Source organism: Gordonia hydrophobica NBRC 16057, assembly GCF_001592365.1.
Lineage (GTDB): Bacteria > Actinomycetota > Actinomycetes > Mycobacteriales > Mycobacteriaceae > Gordonia > Gordonia hydrophobica.
Window position 1 is genome coordinate 255,725 of the sequence record NZ_BCWU01000002.1, and the last position, 21,147, is coordinate 276,871.

At 66.5% G+C, this 21,147-nt stretch carries 19 protein-coding genes and 1 tRNA gene; 10 read left to right on the forward strand and 10 right to left on the reverse strand.

Annotated features, from left to right (window positions below; translation table 11 throughout):
* Positions 1-21 precede the first annotated feature (21 nt).
* The 4 genes from GH2_RS04725 to GH2_RS04740 all read left to right on the forward strand — a co-directional run bounded on the left by GH2_RS04725 (position 22) and on the right by GH2_RS04740 (position 4,566).
* Complete coding sequence (locus GH2_RS04725) at positions 22-1,110, forward strand: FecCD family ABC transporter permease (protein WP_084247312.1); 1,089 nt, start codon at positions 22-24, stop codon at positions 1,108-1,110.
* Positions 1,107-2,201, forward strand: a complete 1,095-nt coding sequence (locus GH2_RS04730; RefSeq protein WP_084247313.1) for a FecCD family ABC transporter permease — start codon at positions 1,107-1,109, stop codon at positions 2,199-2,201. The genes GH2_RS04725 and GH2_RS04730 overlap by 4 nt, the downstream gene beginning before the upstream one ends.
* Complete coding sequence (locus GH2_RS04735) at positions 2,198-3,007, forward strand: ABC transporter ATP-binding protein (RefSeq protein WP_066163711.1); 810 nt, start codon at positions 2,198-2,200, stop codon at positions 3,005-3,007. Before GH2_RS04730 ends, GH2_RS04735 begins: the two co-directional genes overlap by 4 nt.
* Positions 3,008-3,069: 62 nt before the next feature.
* Entirely contained in the window at positions 3,070-4,566 is a 1,497-nt protein-coding gene (locus GH2_RS04740; protein WP_066163713.1) for a phospholipase D-like domain-containing protein, read from the forward strand.
* 14 nt (positions 4,567-4,580) lie between these two features.
* On the opposite strand, the gene GH2_RS04745 is transcribed toward GH2_RS04740, so the two are convergent.
* Positions 4,581-4,844: a hypothetical protein gene (locus tag GH2_RS04745; protein ID WP_066163715.1), complete on the reverse strand. Its 264-nt coding sequence runs from the start codon at positions 4,842-4,844 to the stop codon at positions 4,581-4,583.
* A gap of 146 nt (positions 4,845-4,990) precedes the next feature.
* Between GH2_RS04745 and GH2_RS04750 the strand changes: the two genes are divergently transcribed.
* Entirely contained in the window at positions 4,991-7,663 is a 2,673-nt protein-coding gene (locus GH2_RS04750) for a helix-turn-helix transcriptional regulator (RefSeq protein ID WP_084247314.1), read from the forward strand.
* On the opposite strand, the gene GH2_RS21555 is transcribed toward GH2_RS04750, so the two are convergent.
* The gene (locus GH2_RS21555; protein WP_066163720.1) at positions 7,658-8,545 is read right to left on the reverse strand and encodes a hypothetical protein; all 888 of its coding nucleotides are present in this window, start codon (positions 8,543-8,545) and stop codon (positions 7,658-7,660) included. The two genes, GH2_RS04750 and GH2_RS21555, sit on opposite strands and share 6 nt — an antisense overlap.
* 345 nt (positions 8,546-8,890) lie before the next feature.
* Here GH2_RS21555 and GH2_RS04760 point away from each other — a divergent pair, with 345 nt between their 5' ends.
* The 3 genes from GH2_RS04760 to GH2_RS21220 all read left to right on the forward strand — a co-directional run bounded on the left by GH2_RS04760 (position 8,891) and on the right by GH2_RS21220 (position 12,411).
* Positions 8,891-9,574: a hypothetical protein gene (locus GH2_RS04760; RefSeq protein WP_157086003.1), complete on the forward strand. Its 684-nt coding sequence runs from the start codon at positions 8,891-8,893 to the stop codon at positions 9,572-9,574.
* 956 nt (positions 9,575-10,530) lie between these two features.
* Positions 10,531-11,403 carry a restriction endonuclease gene (locus tag GH2_RS04765; protein ID WP_084247336.1) on the forward strand — a complete coding sequence of 291 codons (873 nt, stop codon included), beginning with the start codon at positions 10,531-10,533 and terminating at the stop codon, positions 11,401-11,403.
* 522 nt (positions 11,404-11,925) lie between these two features.
* Complete coding sequence (locus GH2_RS21220; RefSeq protein ID WP_341264544.1) at positions 11,926-12,411, forward strand: site-specific integrase; 486 nt, start codon at positions 11,926-11,928, stop codon at positions 12,409-12,411.
* On the opposite strand, the gene GH2_RS21560 is transcribed toward GH2_RS21220, so the two are convergent.
* The gene (locus GH2_RS21560) at positions 12,401-13,204 is read right to left on the reverse strand and encodes a DUF5677 domain-containing protein (protein WP_157086004.1); all 804 of its coding nucleotides are present in this window, start codon (positions 13,202-13,204) and stop codon (positions 12,401-12,403) included. The two genes, GH2_RS21220 and GH2_RS21560, sit on opposite strands and share 11 nt — an antisense overlap.
* Before the next feature lie 130 nt (positions 13,205-13,334).
* Positions 13,335-13,408, reverse strand: a tRNA-Gly gene (locus tag GH2_RS04780).
* 152 nt (positions 13,409-13,560) lie between these two features.
* On the opposite strand from GH2_RS04780, the gene GH2_RS04785 reads away from it, so the two are divergent.
* Positions 13,561-14,895, forward strand: a complete 1,335-nt coding sequence (locus GH2_RS04785; protein WP_066163727.1) for a family 1 glycosylhydrolase — start codon at positions 13,561-13,563, stop codon at positions 14,893-14,895.
* 19 nt (positions 14,896-14,914) lie between these two features.
* On the opposite strand, the gene GH2_RS04790 is transcribed toward GH2_RS04785, so the two are convergent.
* The 3 genes from GH2_RS04790 to GH2_RS04800 all read right to left on the reverse strand — a co-directional run bounded on the left by GH2_RS04790 (position 14,915) and on the right by GH2_RS04800 (position 17,738).
* Positions 14,915-15,094 carry a type II toxin-antitoxin system antitoxin gene (locus GH2_RS04790; RefSeq protein WP_066163729.1) on the reverse strand — a complete coding sequence of 60 codons (180 nt, stop codon included), beginning with the start codon at positions 15,092-15,094 and terminating at the stop codon, positions 14,915-14,917.
* The gene (locus GH2_RS04795; RefSeq protein ID WP_066163731.1) at positions 15,094-15,978 is read right to left on the reverse strand and encodes an SPFH domain-containing protein; all 885 of its coding nucleotides are present in this window, start codon (positions 15,976-15,978) and stop codon (positions 15,094-15,096) included. Before GH2_RS04795 ends, GH2_RS04790 begins: the two co-directional genes overlap by 1 nt.
* A 92-nt stretch (positions 15,979-16,070) precedes the next feature.
* On the reverse strand, positions 16,071-17,738 hold the full coding sequence (locus GH2_RS04800) for an alkaline phosphatase D family protein (protein WP_066164315.1): 1,668 nt from the start codon (positions 17,736-17,738) through the stop codon (positions 16,071-16,073).
* A gap of 118 nt (positions 17,739-17,856) precedes the next feature.
* Here GH2_RS04800 and GH2_RS04805 point away from each other — a divergent pair, with 118 nt between their 5' ends.
* On the forward strand, positions 17,857-18,921 hold the full coding sequence (locus GH2_RS04805) for a metallophosphoesterase (protein WP_066163733.1): 1,065 nt from the start codon (positions 17,857-17,859) through the stop codon (positions 18,919-18,921).
* On the opposite strand, the gene GH2_RS04810 is transcribed toward GH2_RS04805, so the two are convergent.
* From GH2_RS04810 to GH2_RS04820, 3 genes are all read right to left on the reverse strand, one after another.
* On the reverse strand, positions 18,899-19,606 hold the full coding sequence (locus tag GH2_RS04810; RefSeq protein ID WP_066163735.1) for a DUF998 domain-containing protein: 708 nt from the start codon (positions 19,604-19,606) through the stop codon (positions 18,899-18,901). The two genes, GH2_RS04805 and GH2_RS04810, sit on opposite strands and share 23 nt — an antisense overlap.
* Positions 19,607-19,720: 114 nt before the next feature.
* Positions 19,721-20,056, reverse strand: coding sequence for a carboxymuconolactone decarboxylase family protein (locus GH2_RS04815; protein WP_066163737.1), 336 nt, complete (start codon positions 20,054-20,056; stop codon positions 19,721-19,723).
* A 121-nt stretch (positions 20,057-20,177) separates the two neighbouring features.
* The gene (locus GH2_RS04820; protein WP_066163739.1) at positions 20,178-21,134 is read right to left on the reverse strand and encodes an ArgP/LysG family DNA-binding transcriptional regulator; all 957 of its coding nucleotides are present in this window, start codon (positions 21,132-21,134) and stop codon (positions 20,178-20,180) included.
* Positions 21,135-21,147 lie beyond the last annotated feature (13 nt).

Genomic DNA, 21,147 nt, shown 5'->3' on the forward strand with positions numbered 1-21,147 from the left:
ATGAGGTTAGCATTACCAACTATGACATTGGCCGAGCTGCCTACCGCACGCGGCGCTGCTGCGGATGCGACTCCGGGCGCCGCCGCTCGTCGTCGGCGACTGCTGGGACTCGCGGCGCTCCTCGTCGCGCTGATCGGCGCCGCGGTCGCGTCGATCCTGGTGGGATCCAACATGATCTCGCCGTCGTTGATCTGGCAGGGGCTGTGGCACCCGTACACCACCGACACCGTGCCCGCGGATCCATTGCTGAATCAGGCCGCGATCATCGCGCAGACCGGTCGCGTGCCCCGCACCCTCCTATCGTTGGTCGTCGGCATGGCGCTCGGTGTGGCGGGCGCGCTGATGCAGGGACACACGCGCAACCCCATCGCCGACCCCGGCCTGCTCGGCGTCACCCAGGGCGCGGCGCTCGCCGTGGTCCTCGCGATCTACCTCGTCGGAATCACCTCGCCGATGCAGTACGTGTGGTTCGCGTTCGCGGGCGCGGCCGTCGCCTCGGTGGTCGTGTTCGGCCTCTCCAGCATCGGCGGGGCGGCGGCGTCACCGCTGACTCTGGTGCTCGCAGGCACCGGCGTCGCCTTCTTTCTCAGCGCGATGACCTCGGCCGTCGCCCTCAGCGACGAACGCTCACTCGACGCCCTCCGCTTCTGGAACGCCGGGTCCGTCGCGGGCCGCGGCTACGACGTCCTGCTGGCGACCGTGCCGTTCATCGTGATCGGACTGGTGCTCGCCGTGGTGAACTCGCCCGCGCTGAACCTGCTGAATCTGGGCGACGACGTTGCCCGCGGCCTCGGTCAGAACGTCGACGCGGCGCGCTCGATCGGAATTCTGGCGATCACCCTGCTGGCCGGTGCGGGCACCGCGGCCTGCGGCAGCATCGCGTTCCTCGGCCTGGTGGTGCCGCACGTCGCCCGGTTCATCACCGGCCCCGATCACCGCTGGCTGATCCCGTACTCGGCGCTGTCCGGCGCGCTGATCCTGATGCTCGCCGACGTCGTCGGACGCCTCGTCGCCTGGCCGGGCGAGTTGGAGGCCGGCATCGTGGTCTCGCTCGTCGGCGCGCCGTGCTTCGTCGCACTGGTGTGGTGGAAGCGGGCGGTGCGACTGTGACCGACCTCCGCCCCAACCCGTCCGTCAACGCCTCGCCCGACGTCCCGCCGCTGCCGAGCGCCCTGCGCATCGGGGACGACGTCAGCGTGGTCTTCCGCCTCCGACCGGTGGCCGTGACACTGGTCGCGGCCGTGCTGACGTTCGTCTTCTTCTGCGCGAGCATCCGGATCGGCGACCTTCCGATGTCGTTCGGCGACGTGATCCGCGCGCTGATCGGAACCGGCGATCAGGTGAATCAGTTCATCGTCCACGACCTCCGGCTGCCCCGCGCCCTGATGGGCGTCATCGTCGGCGCCGCACTCGGGATGTCGGGCGCCATCGTCCAGTCCATCTCGCACAACCCGCTGGCCAGCCCCGACATCCTCGGCATCAGTTCAGGTGCGGGCGTCGCCGCCGTCTTCCTGCTCACCACGGGCAGCACCGCGGCCGGACTGTCGCGGTACGGCATGCCCGCCGCGGCGCTCGCCGGCGGCCTGCTCACCGGAGTGATCGTCTACGTGCTCGCCGCGCGCGGCGGCATGGACGGCATCCGACTGGTGCTGATCGGCGTCGCAATCAACGCGCTCATGCACGCCGTCATCACCTGGCTGCTGGTCCGCGCGGATCTGCGCGACGTCGGCGCCGCGAAGACCTGGTTGGTCGGCTCCCTCGAGGCCCGCACCTGGGATCAACTCGTCGGCGTGGCCATCGTCGTCGGGATCGCAGCGCTCATCGCCCTCGGCGCGTCGTTCGCCCTGCGCGCCGTCCAACTCGGCGACGACGTCGCCCAGGGCCTCGGCGTCGGTATCGGTCGCACCCGCGCGGTGCTGCTGATCGCGGCGGTCGTGCTGGCGGCGGTGTCGGTCGCCGGCGCCGGTCCGATCGCGTTCGTCGCCTTCGTGTCGCCGCAGGTGGCGCTGCGGTTGACCGGCCAGTCCGCGCCGCCGTTGGTGGCCTCGGCCGTCATCGGCGCGATGCTGCTGTCCGGGGCCGACCTCATCACCCGCCTGTGGCTGCCCGACTACCTGCCCGTCGGCATCGTCACCGCGGCCGTCGGCGGACCGTTCCTCGTCTACCTGCTCGTCCGCCAGAACCTCAAGGGGAAGCGATGACCCAGACCTCTCACGAATCGCGTCTCGGCGCGCGCAGCATCACCGCCGGATACGGCGGCGCCCCGATCATCCAGGATCTGGACCTGGAACTGCCGACCGGCGTGGTCACGACCATCATCGGCCCCAACGGGTGCGGCAAATCGACGCTGCTCCGTACCCTCGCCCGGCTGCTGAAGCCGTCCGACGGATCCGTCCTCCTGGACGGCAAAGACATCGCCTCGTACCGCACCAAGGAGGTCGCGACCAGGCTCGGGCTGCTGCCGCAGTCGCCGGTCGCACCCGAGGGCCTGACGGTCGCCGACCTCGTCGCGCGCGGCAGGCACCCGCATCAGAGTTGGATCAGCCAGTGGTCGTCGAGCGATCAGGGCGTCGTCGACGCGGTGCTCCGCAAGACCGGCATCCGCGATCTCGCCGACCGCACCGTCGACTCGTTGTCCGGCGGCCAGCGGCAACGCGTGTGGATCTCCATGACGCTCGCCCAGGGAACTGATCTGCTGCTTCTCGACGAGCCGACCACGTTCCTCGATCTCGCGCACGCGCTGGACGTGTTGGACCTGGTCGACGACCTGCACGAGGAGGGCCGCACCATCGTCATGGTGCTGCACGACCTCAATCTGGCCGTCCGCTACAGCGACAACCTGGTCGCGATGAAGGACGGGCGCGTCGTCGCGCAGGGCCCGCCGTCCACGGTGCTGACCGAGGAGCTGCTGTTCGAGGTGTTCGGCCTGCACTCCCGCGTCGTCGACGACCCGGTCAGCGACCGGCCGATGATCGTCCCGATCGGACGGAATCACACGACGCTCTGAGACCGGCGGGGTGATGCGGAACAATCAACTGGTCCGATCCCCTACGGCAGGCTGGCGGTTCCATGGAGAACGTGCGCGAGATCGTCGTCGCAGGAGACACCTGCTGGCGTACGGGGCACGCCGACCGCCTGTCGGTGATCATCGACGCCGACGACTACTTCAGGCACGCGAAAGCGGCCCTGTTGCAAGCACGACGGCGAGTGATGCTGATCGGCTGGGAGGTCGATTCGCGGATCCGGCTGGACCCGACGTCCCACGACCCCGAGGTCCCCGATGTGCTCGGTGAACTGCTGCCCTGGCTCACCCGCACGCGACCGGACCTGGAGATCTACGTCCTGCGCTGGAGTGTCGGGGTGCTGACCGGTCTCGGTCGCGGTCTGCTGCCGCCCACCCTGCAGGATCTGCTCACCGGGCGCCGATTGCATTATCGGGTCGACGCCGCGCACCCGTTCTCGTCGGCGCACCATCAGAAGATCCTGGTGATCGACGACCGCTTCGCGTTCTGCGGGGGCATCGACATGACCGTCGACCGGTGGGACACCTCCGATCATCGTTCCTCGCATCCCGAGCGCGTCAATCCCGACGGCAAACCGTACGGTCCGTGGCACGACGCCACGCTGGCGCTGGACGGCGACGCCGCACGAATCGTCGCCGATGTGGCTCGCGATCGGTGGGAGACGGCGACCGGCACGCCGGTCGCGCCGATCGAGATCGACACGGAGCCCGTCTGGCCGCCCGATCTGGCGGTCGATGTCCGCGACTGCGTGGTCGGAGTGTCGCGCACGCTGCCCGAGGACGGCGCGCGGAGCGAGGTGCTGGAGATCCGGCGGCTCTACCTCGCCGCGATCGCCGCCGCCCGCGACCTGCTCTACATCGAGAGTCAGTATTTGGCCTCGCGGGACATCGCGGAGGCCCTCGCCGCGCGGCTCGCCGAACCGGACGGACCCGAGATCGTCGTCGTGCTGCCGCGCCATGCGGACGGCCAGGTGGAACGCCGGTCGATGGACGGGGCTCGGCACCGGTTGCTCCGTCTGCTCTGGCATGCGGATTCACATGAGCGCTTCCATGCGTATTATCCGGTCACCGCCGAGTCGGAGAACATCTACGTGCACGCCAAGGTGCTGATCGTGGACGACCGGCTGCTCCGCATCGGCTCGTCGAACCTGAACAATCGATCGTTGGGTTTCGACAGTGAATGCGATGTGGCCCTCGACGTGGCAGGCAACACCGGCCGGGCCGAGGAGATCGCCGCCACGATCCGCCGGATCAGAACCCGGCTGATCACCGAACACCTCGGCACTACCGCCGACGATCTCGACAGTGCCGTGACCACCGCGGGATCGCTGGCCGGCGCCATCGAGGCGTTGAGCGGCGACGGCCGGGGTTTACGTGTGTTCGATCGCGAGGTCGTGGCAGACGAGGACTCCGTCCTCGCCGAAGACGAATTGATCGACCCTGAAGGCGTCTCGACCAACGGACTCAACCGCGTGCACCGGATGCTGCTGCGGCGGGCCGGCGCCGTCGGTGCGACGATCCGCCGCCCGTGGCGCCGCCGCTGATTCAGTCTCGAGCGTCAGCCTCGACCGGCGGCCGCGTAGTACGGGCCGGCGTCCGCCGGATCCAGATCCGATGCGTCGCCGTAGCCAGCGGCGATGAGGTCGAAGGCGTCGAACTCTTCGCGGTCGAACGGGCCGGCGGTCTTGGTGTAGGCCAGCCCGAGGCTGGTGTAGAACACCGTTCCGACGCTGATCGCATCGATGTCGGTCCAGTCCGGTGTGCGCGGCGCGAACAGTTCCGGGTCGATGACCGGCGGGACGAGATGGGCTGTGATCGTCATCAGGTTCCTCTCCCTACGCGCCTTCGGGAGTGCCCCGGTTCGGCGCCCTGTTGTGAACTGTGCCACAACGATCGGCTCGGGTGTGTCACCGACGCGCGGGGCGATGGGTTGGTCTACGGACCGCGCAACCGAAAGGCTCGACAAGAATGCCGGACGCGCATGCAGTACACCGGTCGGCAGGCGATGATGAGGTGATGCTCCGCAAGCACCTGGTCTGTCGCCCCGCTTTCGAGGTCGCCTGCGCCGACGTGGCGAGCGCGGTGGCGACCGGCACGGCCGCACAGATCTTCATCGTCGGAGCGCCGGGCGTCGGCAAGACGACCCTACTGCAGCACGTGGTCGCCGCCGTCGACGACGTTCGCATCCACTCCAGCACCGCATGCGAAACCGATTCGACGACGCCGTATGCCATCTCTCGCCAACTGTTCGGCGCCGACGGCTTCTGCTCGGATCAGGCGGCGGCCGAACAACGATTCGCCGAGCTGACCGCCGAATTCAGTCGCCGCGGTCCGACGATCCTCGTCGTCGACAATGCGCAGTCAGCGGATCGCGAGTCGCTGGATCTGCTGCATCGGCTGATCGTCGTCGGGCGCGACCTACCGCTGGTGGTCGTTGCGGCGTTCACCCCGTTGCCCACCCGATCCTCGCTCAGCAGGATGCGAGCGATCGGCGGGTCAGTCCGCACGATCGAATTGGGCGCCTTCACGAGGGCCGAAGTGTCCGCGGCTGTCGCGTGCCGCGGCCGGGCGTCGGCACAGCTCACCGCCGACATCCTCGAATCGACAGGTGGAAATCCGTATCTCGTCGCACGCGCCCTCGAGCGGGGCCGACGGCCGGACGACAGTTCCGGTGCGTTCGACGCGGAGATCGCGGCGTATGTCGATCTCCTCGATCCGAGCGCCCGCGAAGTGGTCGATGTCGTCGCGGCTGCGGGCGGCCCACTCCTCCCGGCCACCCTGTCCACCATCCGCGGCCAGGCCCCGACGGCCCTCGTCACGCCCTTAGCCGCCGGTGTCAGTTCCGGACTGCTGGTCGTTACGGAGACCGGTGAGGTCGACTGCGCCAGCGAGGTCCACCGTCGAGTCGTGATCGACGCGGTCCAGCCGGCCGTGCGGACCCTCCTCGACGAGGCGATCGCGTACGGCCTGGTCCATGGGGGAGGCACTCCCGAACAGATCTCTCGGCATCAGGCTCGGCGCGGCAGTGCGCCGGCCTCGCGACACGCCGTGTCGATCCCGATTCTGGGAAGTTTCGACACCGGCGAGTTGGACGCTGCGGTCACCAGCGAACCGGACGTCGCCCACGTCGTCGTTCTGGCCGAGTCGGGCAGGTTCGCCGAGGCGGCCGCGGCGGCGAGCCGGCTACGGGACACCGCGATGGATGCGGAGAGTCGGCTCACCCTGTTGTTCGCCGAACTCGGCGCAGCCCTGTTCGCCGCCGATCCGCACCGCAGCCGCTCCGTCATCGACGAGATCCGGTTGCACCGCTTGACTCCGGAGACCATCGAATGGTTGCGGCTGCTCCCCGTGTGGCTCGACGACCTCAACGGCCGCCACTCACCGCGCACCGCCTACGCCGCGCCGGCCGGCGAGGCTCCGTTGCCCGGTTTCACTCTCGACACGATCGGCGTCGGAATACACGACATGGTCCGGGGCGACTGCGTGCGGGCGCTCGCCGATTTCGAGCGAGGTGAGACACGTAATCGCCACGACAGCCCGGTCAGCGCTGAACGTCCGCTGCAGGGCACCTGGGCGCGATGGGCCGCGCTGCATGCTTACGGCCCGACGGCGGCCGCCGGGCGGCGACTGCCGAACGCCGTTGTGGGAAGCAGCATGTCTGATCTGTGGCTCATCCCGATGCACCACTCGGTGTCGGCCGAGGTCTGTTTGGCCCTCGGTCGGTTCGACGACGCGGCGCATGCCGCGAACGAGGCGCTTGACGCGGCGCGGCGAACCGGCTGGGCATTGACGTCGATGGCTGCGGCGTGCCTCGCCTCCGTCCACGTCCACCGTGGCGACCTCGACCGCGCCGACGAGACCCTCGCGTCATGGCGCCGGGAGTCTCATCCGCTTGCCTTCGGTTTCCCCGACCCGGAGTTGGTACGGGCAGAGATCGACAGCGCCCGCGGCCGGCACGGCGCGGCCGCTCGTCGGGCACAGAGCGCATGGCAGACCGCGGTCCGTTCCGACTGCACTCTGTGGCTGCTGCGGCGAGCACCGACAGTTCTCCGGCTCGCCACCCAAGCCGACGATGCGGCCCTGCGGGATTCAGTGACGACGGACCTCGCACGCCTGTCCGCGTCCGGCGCTCCGGCGCTCGCTACCGGGATCGACCTGTGCAGAGCGTTGCAGTCCGGCGATCTGCGGGCCGCCGACGCCGCCGCCGACGGCTGCCGCATGGTCGGTGACACAGTCGGCGAACTCGCGGCCCTCGAGGAGATCGCGTGCTCGTACGCTGCGTCAGATTTGCGCGATCCAGCACGGGCCACGGCCGACCGTGCCATGCGACTGGCCGACCGCATCGGCAGTCCCACCAGCCAGATCCGGATCCGCGCGCGGATGGGCCGGTACGACATCCGATTCGGTTCGACTGCCATCCGCACGGAGCCGGCTATCGGCTGGGCATCACTGACCCGCTCGGAGCGACGGATCGCCGAACTCGTCAGCAGCGGACGCACCAGCACACAGATCGCCGAGCAACTGGGGATCTCACCGCGCACCGTGCAGACGCACGTCTCCCACGCGCTGGCCAAACTGGGCCTGACGTCGCGCACCCAGTTGGCGGCCGAGGCTGTAAGGGTCACTGGGACTGAATCATGAACCGAAGTCGAGAGATCCGAAGTCGAGGGATCCGTTGCCACCTGAACCGCAGGTGGAGCCCTTCGCCGGCTGATCAGCGAAGGTCAGAACGATCGTCGGCCCCCCGGTCGCCGCCACAGCGGTGAACCCTGCCGGATACTGAGACGACCCCGCCCCGCCGCCTCCAGCATTCCCCGGGGAGACGTCCCCGGCACCGCCCCCGCCACCGTGCACGCCGCCGCCGCCACCACTGCCGCCGAAGACGCCGTCACCCCCCGCACCGCCGGCGCCACCGACTGCATTGGCGCCCGAAGCGATCGGCGCGTTCGGGATTGATCGCGCTACACCGCCCTTGCCACCGTCTCCACCGGACGACCCACCCCGAGCATCCGGGTAGAACTTGCCACCACCACCGCCGCCGCCGGCAACGATCGAAGTGGATCCCGCTGTGAGTGCCGACGCTCCGCCGCCGCCTCCGCCGGGGGCGAACCCGCGGCCACCGGCCCCACCGGGGCGCTTGGCACCGGTTCCTCCGGCACCGCCGTCCCCACCAGACGCACCGTCGGTGGCGACGACCAAGTCCACTCTGCACGAACCCGTCAGTTGCATCGTCCCGGTCACCTCCGTACCCTTGCCGCCCGCACTCTGGTACCCGTCGCCGCCGGTGCCGCCGACCACTTTCACCTCGACAGTCTGCACACCTCCCGGCAACGTGTACGTACCGCTATAGCCCGAATCGAAGGTGCACACGCGCTTGGCGTTGCTCGACACACAGTTGAAGGCGGGTGCGGCGTCGCCGACACCGGCGGCAAAGACCGTTCCGGACGTGGCGAGTGCCGCCGCGAAACCGACCGCAGCAAATCGCCGGGCCGGGCCGAGTGACGTCGTTGCTGGTGCATTCATGCGATTGTCTCCTTCGAGAATGGGCGGCACTCTGGGCCGTCACGTCCAGGCGGAACCGCTCCAGAACACCACGCCCGAACGACCGAGACATACGTCAAATGACGTAGATCGCCAAATAATCCAGGATCTCCAAATCCCGGTCACCACGGCTGGCCGTGCAGACACGGAGTCGCACTATCGGCCGGTTCAGACAGGCCCACGTCACTCAACCGCGCCACGAGTGCAGCTGTCGTCGACGATAAGTGCGCCAGAACCCCGAACTCGGGCGAGGTCTCCGACTCATTCCGACTCGACAGGTCGTCATGCCGGGATTGCTTGTCGTTCAAGGGAATTACCTGCCACCTCGTGTCCTACCATGTCGAGAGCAAATCTCGCAGACAGGATAAAACAAATGAAGCGACCGTTCACGTATCTCGAGGAATGCGCCGCATGAGTGGAGTTGACACAGGATCCGACTGGTCCGTCGTGCTGTTGATCGGCTGGTTCATCGTTGGCCTAGTCATGGCTGTCGTCGTCAGCATGATCGCTCAAGGCAAGAATCGCGACGGCGTGGGCTGGGGACTACTGGGGTTCTTCTTCGGCTTCTTCGCACTCATCGTGGCACTCATCGTTCCCGAGATCGCACGGGTTCCACGCGGCATGATCTCGGTGACCTGCCCTCGGTGCAACGCGAAACAGAACATAATGCGGACGGAGTCCTCGTACGACTGTTGGCAATGCCACTTGGTGAGCCCAGCCCCGCAAGGTCCACCGATACCCGTTCGGCTGACTCCCGAACAGGAAGCACGGAACCGCGAATTGTTCCGGCAATCACGACCATTCCGCTACACACGGATCGGAGCGATCGTTGGCGCGGTGTGGGCCGTCGTCAGCAACACCATCAACATGATGCTCGCCGGTGACGGCATCACCGGTTTCGCGGTGATGTCGACCATCGTCGGAGTCATCTTCCTCGGAACAGTCGGCGGCCTGATCGGCGCGGCCGCAGGAATGATTACCGACAAAGTGAAGGCTCGGCCCGGAGGCTGATTCCCTCCGAGAACAGCGATCACTTCGACTGGTCGCACCTCATGTCGCCCTGTCTTGCGCCACCGTCTGAGTGCACGGGGAGGGCAAGACCGGCCGAGGGAGCATTAAAGGCCAGAATATGTACAGATCCGCCGGTGGTTTCCGATGCCTGACCTCAAGTGATTGCTGGTCGAACATGCTTTGGGAAAGCATGTCCCGCGTCAGATTCTTGCCTGCAACCACGACACGGACACCCGAGAACGCCGCCCGCGGAATCGTCTCGCTGACTTCAGCTCCCGAACCCGCCATCGACGGTAGGTTCGGGAGCCGACGTTTTCGCGTGAGACCGAGAATGAGGGTTAAAGACCATCAATGCGGAAAGCCCGCAAAATCGCTCTGACCATTACCTTTAAGGAGACGGCAACCGGAATCGAACCCGCACTCCCAGCTTGGGAAGTGCTTTCGGGCAATCACCGCTGAGTCGCAAACAGCGAGGTAAGAAGCCTGCTCGATTTCTCAAGTTCGCGATTTGACCTGGCCATATGCGGACGTTCGGTGCGGTTCGCGGTCGGTTCAGGACGCCCTAGACCGGGCGGCGGTTCGCTCAAGTCGCGGCCCTACGCGGCCCCGATTGGTGGCCGCCAGCCAACACCAGCAACCGGCCTACTGTGCTCGTGCGAACGGATCGGCTAGCTTGCACTGCCGGCATTCGTAGGAGGCGGCCTCACGCGGAATGTTTGGCTTCGCGATACTCGGTCAGTCGAGCGTGGAACGCGAAGCTGTCAGGTCGAGAACATCTTGAATATCGGTTACCGGCTGGACACGACGCCAGTGCACTGTTGGACGGAATTGGTCTGAACGACTGACACCTGCCGTAGGTATAACTGATGCTGAACTTGGCGATCGTTTCGTGGATCGGCCTGAGGGGATTGCGAGGAGCCGCGTACCGACAGGGCTTCACATGGGAAGCTATGAGCATGTCCCCAAAGGTCCCCAGTTACCGGCAGATGCTTTGGCCAACACTGCAATCAGTCATTTCGCTCGGCGGCTCAGCTTCCATCGAAGAGTTGGATACGGCAGTTATCGACTTGGAGCGGTACCCCGAGGAGATGCAAGCTGTACTCCACGGGGATGGTCCTGGGACGGAGGTCAATTATCGGCTCGCCTGGGCGCGCACCTATCTGAAGGGGATGGGCCTTCTCACGAACAGTAAGCGAGGTGTGTGGAGCGTGACGGAGGCTGGGCGTGCGGCTACGCCGGGCGTTATCGAGCCTCTGCACGCAGAATATAGGTTGCGCACCAAACAGACTCGCGATGAGAAGCGTCAGGACAAACCGGACGATGACGTTCCGGAGCATAGGGACGTAGACGAGTCTGACTGGCAGGAAGTCCTTCTCGACACACTCCTGGCAATGTCGCCGAAGGGGTTTGAGAACCTGGCGCGTCGACTGCTCCGCGAATCTGGCTTCTCCAGTGTTGTCGTAACAGGACAAAGCGGTGATGGCGGGATCGACGGGATGGGAGTTCTTCAAGTCTCGTTGCTCAGCTTTCCCGTCTACTTCCAATGCAAGCGCTACAAGGGCAGCGTTGGTTCTGGTGCAGTTCGAGACTTTCGCGGCGCAATGGTCGGCCGGGGCGAAAAGGGGTTGCTCATCACCACTGGTGCATTCACAAAGGAAGCCCAGGTTGAGTCCAAGCGAGACGGTGCACCTCCCATCGATCTGATCGACGGCGCTCGGCTCTGCGAACTGCTGAAGGAGAATTCGTTGGGGGTCGATACGACACCGCGTGTCGTCGAAGACATCACGATCCACCCTGACTTCTTTCGCTCGTTAGAACCTGGCTTATAGGGCGCTGAACCCTCGCCCGGGCGATGAGTTCGGGTGAGGGTTCACGGTGGCAGCCATACCACCGCGCGCCGGGCAGCACCCGCAACCGGTCGCCGCTCGCAGCTAGAAGCCAGGCAGGTTCGCAGAGCGCAGCAATATAGGATCGGGTTGAGTTCGCCTCCAGAGTGAACAAGATTCGTCCATTCGGTCCGTGATCAACGTTCGCCAGGGAGTGTCGGCGATCTCCCGTCGGTCATCCGCACCGAATTGGAGCACCTCTTGTCTCTCACCCGCCCGCAGACAAACGGTAGGCGACGTGGTGTTGCCGCAGAGGCAGGTCAACCCCAATGTACGACCGGAGTCCGCGCAACTCGACGTCCGCCGAACGCTCCACGTCACCCCAGACGGCGACGTCTACGATACGCCGAAGACTCGCGGAGTCGCCGTTCAGTGCCGCTGCCTCCCGCTACGGCGCAGGCCCTCCGCGACTACTTCGCACGGCGTCCACGCCGAGACGAGCGTACCGCGCCGCTGTTCCCAGTAATGCGGCTGATTCCCGGCAAGCCGACCTGCGTCAAGAACACCGCAGCCGGAACGCCGAACCAGCGACAAGCCGCAGCCTTGACCGCGCTCTCCGTCGCCGAAGCAGCCGAGCGCATCGAGCTGGACTGGACGCTCGCCCACCGGCACGGCAACTTCTACAAGGCGGTGTTCCGGCCCACAGTGCCCCGCACGAACCACCTCGCGGCAGAACAGCGCGCCGCGAACAATTCGCCATTCGCCGGCAAGCCGATCGCGCTGCGCGAGGGCCTGAAGTTCCATAGCCTGCGCCACACCTACGCGAGCCTCTGCGTCGCCGCAGGCATCCCGCCGTTGGAGATCGCACGATTCATGGGCCACGCCAAGGTCACCACCACCCTCAGCGTGTCCGCGCACCTCTTCGAGGACGACCACACCGACGCGATGGACGCCCTGGCAGGGATGGGCGCTCCGGCGAGCGGCGAGAACGTAGTGTCGCTCAGGATTTAGGAGGATTCTGCCGCAACCACGCCTTCTCCGTTGGCTTGAGGTCGAGCGCGATTCCAAGCTCGCGAGAAGTAGCCCTCAGTCGGTTCTTAAGACGGTCATCCTTGGCCTTGTATTGGAACGCTATCTGCGCCCATACTGTCGCGGCGACCGCTAAGAACAGCCATGCATCGGTTGCGTCGAACTTGGGTACGCGCAGCGCCATGAAGCTGGTGGGCGGGTCATCTTGATCTTGGGCGATATACTCGTCTGCAAGGTCAACTGAGGGATGAGTGAAGGCACAAAGAAGCTTGTAGTACTGATACGAGCCATCTGCGCCGACCCCTATCTCGTCGCAGATATCCTTGAAGTTTTTGGCAACGGATTGCGCAGAGGCGGGATCTGCGAGATCATCGTAGGCAACTCGAGCCTTTTCGACCGAGTCAGCCGCTGAACGGAATGTATCGTTCGTCGACTCCCGCAAGGCGCGGACGAGAATCCCACTCTGCCGTCGACTTTCATTTATCCATGCATTGGGCGCGTCATCCACTTGTGCTATCCACTGGGCAGTAATCCCAGTCTCGTAGACTGTTCTGACGAGCGGCATTAGAAGAAGAGGGCTTACTCCTCCCCGATGCGACTGCGCGATGTACTCAAGCAAGTTCGTATTGTTCATCGCAAGCCCGTACAGGCAACCGACGCGCACCAAGTCGACGGATTTCGAGACAGGCTCCCGATCAAGATAAGCGTGCCAGTCCTTGACGAGTTCGGACGCAATCTCGCACAGTCGTTCAGATCCAATCGGCCCCTCTGTCATGGAGCAATGATCGCACGCGCATCCGACACTTCCGCAAATTCCGGCACATAGGGCAGCAGTCACACGCCGGGGTGGACGGTCCCAGACATGCGAAGAGCCCTGGTAAGAAACGCTCTGACCAGGGCCTTCATGGAGCCGGCGACGGGAATCGAACCCGCACTCTCAGCTTGGGAAGCTGATGTTCTACCACTAAACTACGCCGGCATCGCGCGGTGAAATCGCGCACCTTGACACTAGCAAACGGCAGCGGCGGCACGCCCACCGAGGGACCCGGTGTCGCTGCCCAATCTCGACCCCTCCTCGATGGACGACCGAAATCGTCGTACGAACGAACTAATGAGACTAGAGTCACACCCATGCTCGGAGTCTCCGCCGGTTTCCGCGGTACCCCGTCTCGCATCGAGGGGGCTGTCGGCATCGTCGTGCTCACGCTCGTCATCGCACTGACGACGGCGCTGGCGCCTGCCGCCGACGCGAAGCCCGGCAGCGGTCTGCCGAGCGGGTTCCTGTGGGGCGTCGCGTCGTCCGGCTTCCAGTCCGAGGGAAGCTCACCGGACAGCAATTGGACCAGGTACATCGCGGAGGGCAAGACCGACGATGCGATCGGCACGTCGGTTGACTTCCGACATCGCTATGCCTCCGACATCGCGCTCGCCCAGCAGCTCGGCGTGAAGGTCTACCGCATCGGCATCGAATGGGCGCGCATCGAGAAGGCTCCGGGACAGCTCGACGTCCGCGAACTGGACTACTACGACGCCCTGGTGAAGGCGATCATCGGCGCGGGAATGCGACCGATGATCACGCTGGACCATTGGGTGTACCCGGGCTGGATCGCCGCCCGCGGCGGGTGGAAGGACTCGCGCACGCTGGAGGCGTGGCTGACCTACAACCAGCTGATCGTCGAACGCTACGCCCAGTATCACCCGCTGTGGATCACCATCAACGAACCAAGCACATACGTTCTCAAGGAGGTTCAGAAGGGCGGTCTGCCCGCCGACGACGCGCGGCTGATGTTCGACCGCCTGGTCCAGGCCCACAAGGCGATCTACCGCTTCATCCACCGCAAAGACCCGGGCGCGCAGGTCAGCTCGAACGTCGCGTACGTCCCGACCGCCGAGCCACTGCTCGACGCGCTGTTCCTCGACCGCGTTCGGAAACAGCTCGACTTCGTCGGCCTGGACTATTACTACTCCATCTCGCCGACCGATCTGACCGCGATCCACGCGGCCAAGGACGAGTTCTGGAAGGCGTCGATCGCCGCGGACGGCATCTTCTACGCGCTGCGCGACATGAGCCGACGCTTCCCCGGCAAGCCGCTGTACATCGTTGAATCGGGGATGGCGACGAAGAACGGCGCCCTGCGGCCCGACCGCTACCGCCGGGCCGACCACCTGCGCGACCTCGTCTACTGGGTCCAGAAGGCCCGCCGCTCCGGCATCCCGGTGATCGGGATGAACTATTGGAGCCTCACCGACAACTACGAGTGGGGCAGCTACACACCGCGATTCGGCCTGTACACGGTGAACGTGAAGACCGACCCGACGCTGCGTCGGACACCGACCGCCGCCGTCCCGGCGTTCCGGAAGATCATCGCCGACAACGGTGTGGGACGGAGCTACCGACCGACGCGACCGCCGACGCTGTGTTCGCTGGCGGCCGCGCCGCTGAGTTGCCTCCAGCCGGCGAGGTGAGCTGACCCAACGGATTGGGCTATGGCGTGCGGCCCGCCTGTTTCAATGCCATCCGCAGTGCGTACTCCAGCTGGCCGTTGATGCTGCGCAGGTCGTCGGCCGCCCATTTCGCAATCGCCTCGTGCACGTCCGGATCGAGCCGCAGCAAGACCTTCTTCGGTTGACGCTTCGCCGGACGGGAAGCGCCCGACTCGGCCATCAGCCGTACAGGGTGCCTGCGTTGACGACGGGCTGCGTGGCCCGATCACCGCAGAGCACGACCAGAAGGTTCGAGACCATCGCCGCACGACGTTCCTCGTCGAGTTCGACGACGCCCTGCTCGGCGAGCCGGTCCAACGCCAGGCCCACCATGCCGACGGCGCCCTCGACGATCTGCTGCCGCGCGGCGACCACCTGCGCCGCCTGCTGACGCACCAGCATGGCCTGCGCGATCTCCGGCGCATACGCGAGGTGTGTGATCCGCGCTTCGATGATCTCGATGCCCGCGCGCTCGGTGCGCTCACGCAGCTCGACGGTCAGCTCCTCGGCGATCGTGGCGCCGTCGCGCAGGCTGATGGTGTCGGCCTGGTGCGAGTCGTACGGGTAGCTGGTCGCGAGGTGCCGGACGGCGGCCTCGGACTGAATCGCGACGTACTCCTCGTAGTCGTCGACCGCGAACGCCGCCTTGAAGGTGTCGACCACCTGATAGACGACGACAGCTGCGATCTCGACGGGGTTGCCGTCGGCGTCGTTGACCTTCAGTTTCTGCGTCTCGAAGTTCCGGACGCGCAGCGAGATGGTGCGCCGATCCGTCAGCGGTGTGACGAGGTAGAAGCCCGCCTCGCTGACCGAGCCGATGTACCGGCCGAAGAACTGCAGCACCTTGGCCTCGTTGGGGCTCACCACCGTCAGACCGGTCAATGACAGCAGTGCCACCAGCCCGAGGATCACCGCGAGCACGGTCACCACGATCAACGCGGCCGACCCGCCGTTCGCCACCCATGCGAGGGTGCCGATCGCCAGCGCGATGCCGACCAGAAGGAGACCGAGGCCTCCCAGTAATCCGACGAACCCGTTGGCCCGCCACGCTTTCCGAAAGCTCACCGCTCCACCTTCCGTTCTCGGCGGCCAGATCGTCGCCACTATCGGAATGATATCACTTTGGTAGCTTGCTTCGACGCGACGAGCCAGGTCGATCAGCGCACGCGCGTCACGCGCCTGCTGCCGGAACGGACCTGCCAGGCCTGCCCGTGATACGCGCCGGTGCGACGGTCGGCGCGGTCGCGGACGAAGTACCAGTCCATCCGCGCGGCGGCGTCGTCGACGGTCAGGACCGCGTAACCATGCGCATCGGTATCGACCCAGCGGATGTGGTTGTTGGTCGCGCTGATCGCGGCCGACGCGGCGTTGCCCACGGTGTGCTCGGGCACCTTGACCATGTCGTCGATGTTGTTCGACGTCACCGACGTCACCACGAACTCGGTGCCGAGCGTGCCCGCCGCCGGATACGCGGCGGCCTTGCGCGGGATGTCGTTCGCGAACGACATGTGGATGTCGCCGGTCAGGAAGACCACGTTGCGTTTGCCCGCGCGATCGGCGGCGTCGAGCAGCGTGGCCCGGTCGCGGGTGTAGCCGTCCCACTGGTCGCCGTTGAGCGGAATCCCGTTCTCCGGGACGCCGATCAGGTCGGTCAACGCGCCCGTGGTGTCGGGGTCGAGCGGCGGCAGCAGGAACGGCGTGATCATCACCGAGTTGCCCACCAGCTGCCACCGCGTGGTGGACGTGGTGACGCCGCCGGTGATCCACTCCATCTGCGTGCGCCCGGTGATGGTGGTCTTGTCGCTGTCGGACCGCTTGCTGAAGCGCGACGCCTCCTTGTCGCGGTAGGTCCGCAGGTCGAGCATCGAGAGCTCGAGGAGATTCCCGTACCGCAGCCGACGATAGATGTGCCGATTGCTCTCGGTCACGACCGGACGCACCGGCATCCACTCGTAGTAGGCCTTGTCCGCGTTCGCCTTCCGCGCCGCCCACGATCCCTGCGTGCGCCGATTGTGGTTCTCCGCACCCGCCCGGTAGGAGTTGTCGGCCGACTCGTGATCGTCCCAAGTGACGATGAAGGGGTGCACCGCGTGCAGTTCCCGCAGGTCGGGGTCGGTCTTGTACTGGCCGTGACGGATTCGGTAGTCGGCCAGCGAGACGATGTCGTGGGCCGGCTCATGCCTGCGCACCGGCCCGGTCTTGCCGCCGTACTCACCCGCGCCGTACTCGTAGATGTAGTCGCCCAGGTGCACCACGGCGTCGAGTTCGGTCCGCTTGGCCAGATGCCGATAGGCCGCGAAGTAACCCGCTTCCCAGTTGGAGCAACTGACGACGCCGAACTTCACCGATGCCACGTCGGCATCGGCGGCCGGCGCGGTCCGAGTACGCCCGATCGGCGACACCGCCCCCGCCGCCGGCCCGCCGGTCACCCGGAAGCGGTACCAGTACCGGGTACGCGGCGCCAGGCCCGCGACGTCGACCTTGACCGTGTGGTCGCGCGAGGCGTCGGTGGACGTGGACCCGGAGGCCACGATCGACCCGAACCCCTTGTCGGACGCCACTTCCCACGTCAGGGTCGACGGCGCGCCACGTCCCGAGCCGGGGGTCGCCGCGGCTGTCGGTGTGACACGGGTCCAGATGATCACGCCGTTCGGGAGCGGATCGCCGGACGCGACGCCGTGCCGGAACGCGGTCGTCGACGGGGTGTCGCCGCGGGCGTCGCCGGGACCGATCAACGACGGAACGCCGAGCGCCAACGCGCCGGCGCCTGCCGCTCCGACAAACGTGCGGCGGGAGACGGGGAGGGAATTTCGTATCTCAGACATCGGGGCGAACCATCCCAGACGCACATTGCCGGATGGTGAACTCCGGGCGTCGTCGAGCTTGCCGATAGTGTTCGCAGAAAGGCGATCTCGTTCATCTGATCATGCGACGATCGTCGCCATGACTGACAACAGCCCCCAGTCGCGCCATTCCGGACTCGACCGCCGTACGTTCCTCGCAGGTGCCGCAGCCGTCGGCACCGCCGCGGGCCTCGGCACACTCGGAGTCGGCGAGGCGTCCGCCGCCAAACGATTTCCGCTCCCCACCCGATCCGACGCACTGCACGTGCTGGTGACCGGCGACGCCGGAACCGGCGAGAAGCCGCAGTACGCGGTCACCGACGCCGCGCTCGCCATCCACAACGTCACACCGTTCGACGTCGCGCTCGGCCTGGGCGACAACATCTACGAGTCCGGCCCGGCGGGACCGGACGACCGCCAGTTCCAGACCAAGTTCGAGAAGCCTAACGCCGGCCTCGACTTCCCCTGGCTGATGGCGCTGGGCAACCACGACAACACCGCGATCTTCCCGGGCGACGGCGGGTGGCTGCTCCGCGGCGACGCCGAAGTCGGGTATCACCGCCGGTCACGCCGCTGGTACATGCCCGCCCGCTACTACTCGGTCTCGCTGGGGGTCGCCGACTTCTTCGTCCTCGACATGAACCCGCTCGCCGCTTACATCCCGCCGTTCCTCTCCCCCGAGTGGGAGCCGGGCGGCCACTACATGACGCGGCAGGCGGCGTGGCTAGACAAGGAGCTGCGTGCGTCGACGGCGCCGTGGAAGTTCGTGTGCACGCACCACCCGTACGCCAACAACGGTCCGCACGGCCCAGCCGGCGACTTCGACGGTCTGCCTGCGCCGCTCAACGGCATCGAGATGAAGCGGTTCATCGAGAAGCACGTCGCGGGTCGCGCCAACTTCCTGTTCTCCGGTCACGACCACAGCCAGCAGGTGTTGGAGAACGTCAGCGGACTCAAGGGCACCCGGCAGATCGTGTCGGGCGCCGCGGCGAAGACGGTCAGCAAGTCGTCGTCGAAGCGCTACCGCGCCAAGTACGAGAACTACCGCGACCGCGGTTTCATGACGTTGAACATCACCTCCACCGAAGTGGCCCTGAACGCCTACGAGGTCGCGCCGAATCGAACGGGTTCTCACCGCGCGTTCACGACGACGTACCGTCGCTGACCGCCGGCGGTCGTGCGGTGGGTGGCGCCCACCGCACGATCGCCAGGCCCCAGAACACCAGCCACACGCTCATGCCGCCGACCTGGATCCGCTGGGCGAGGCCGAGCCGGTAGTCGCCGTCGAGCCGGTCGGCCGCCAGCATCCAGACCGTGGCCAGCACCACGATCGCGAACACCAGCCCGCCGCCGAACCGCAGCCACGGCCAGTCGCGGCGACGCCACGCGGCCAGTGACGCCGCCACCATGGCGACGAAGATCGCGATCACCGCGACCGAACTGGTGAGCGCGTGGATGTGGTGCAGTTGCGGCAGCAGACCGCGCGACTGATCCGGGCAGTTCGGGTCCCGCCCCGCGAGGCATTCGATGGGCATCAGCGCGTCAGAGATCGTCGCCGCACCGAACACCCCGATCGCGACGGCGGCGGTGATCGAGAAGCGATTGCGCACCATCATCGGCGGCACGACCAGGCCGAGCGCGGCGAGCAGCGCGAAAATGCCGGTCAGGACGTCGCCCGTCACGTACACGGAGCGGTGCGGCATGTGCGCACTGTCGAGCTCGGACAGGAACGACCGCATCGGGTCGAGGCCGGAGTGCAGGAAGTAGTCGAGCACCCAGGACGAATAACAGATTCCGGCGAGCGCGAGAAGCACCCCGATCACTGCTGTCCGGACACGGGTTGCTCGCATGATGGTTGAGACTACTCAGGATCGGACGTCCGGATCAGATTCCCCGCTCGGCGTCGCGATAGCGCCCAGCGTCGACGCCGCGGCTGAGCGGGGAATCTGGTCCGAGCCTGCGTCTCAGTCGGGGACCTCGTCGAACATCTTCAGCGCCAACGTGGCATGGGTGCCGCCGGCACCGGCACGCAGCGCCGCCGCGAGCAGACCCGCTTCGGCGACCTCCTCACGCGTCGCTCCCGCTTTCTTGGCCGCCGCCGTGTGCGCATTGAGGCAGTACACGCATTGCGTGACGGTTGCACTGGCGATCGCGATCAGCTCCCGGTACTTGCGCGGAATCGCGCCGTCCTCGCGCGCGACGATGGCGTCGAAAGCGACCCATGCCTTGAACTCATCGGGAGCGGCTTTACGCAGCTCGGGCAGGTACTTCATGTCGTCGGTGTCGTGGAAGTGGGTCACGGCGCCTCCTTGGTGGTCGGTGCGGTTCGTTCAGTCGAGACAGGTGTCCTGCCCACGCAGAACAGCTGACCACGGATAGCCTCATCGGGCGCGCGATTTCCTCGATTCTCACCTCACCTCGTCATCGGCTGCCGAGCGGTCGCGCCTGTGCCGCGGTCGCGCGACGGGGCGGCACCAGACCTGCCCGGGCGTGCTCGACGATGAGCTCGGTCAGCGCCGTCACCGCGGGCGACTGCAACGTCCAGTGCTGCCAGAACAACGGGACATCGATCGGCTTCGACGACAGTTTCACCAGATCCCGCCCGGTGTGGGCGTCGTCGAGTTCCACTTCGGGCACCGCGCCCCACCCGATGCCCGCGGCGATGGCGCGCCGGTACTCGGCGGCCGCGGGAACGTAGCTGACGGGCGGCGAGATCGGTTCGGCCACCAGTTGTTTGAGAGCCTTCAGCTGAAGGTGATCGTTGGCGTCGAACATCACCATCGGCGCATAGGCCAGATCCCGCGCGCGGGGCCCGTCGGGCAGCCAGTGCGCGAGGAATGACGGCGACGCCACGGGAAAGTACCGCAGCGAGCCGAGTTCGATGGTGGCGCAACCGCGCACGCCGATCGGATCGGAGGTGACCGCCCCGATCACGTCGCCCGCCCGCAGCAGGGCAGAGGTGACGGATTCGTCGTCGCGATTCACGTCCACGGTGACGGCGTGCTCGCGGTGCAGTTGCGCGAGGACCGGCAGGAACCAGGTGGCCAGCGAATCAGCGTTGCACGCGATCGAGAGCTCCACCCGCGGGAGATGTCGCGGGTCGCCGTCGAACTCCGGCGCCGAGCCGAGGAGTTCACCGCGCGCTTCGGCGACCAGCACGTCCCACTGTTCGCCCAACCGAGCGAGGACCGCGCCGTCGCTGGTGACGGTCACCGGTTTGGTCCGGCGCACCAGGACGCGACCGACCGACTGCTCCAGCGCCTTGATCCGCTGGCTGACCGCGGACGGGGTGACGTGCAGCGCGACGGCCGCTGCTTCGAAGGTCCCCTCCCGCAGCACAGCACTCAACGTCGCGAGTCCTTCAGCAGAGAATTCCATAGTTAGTGAGTCT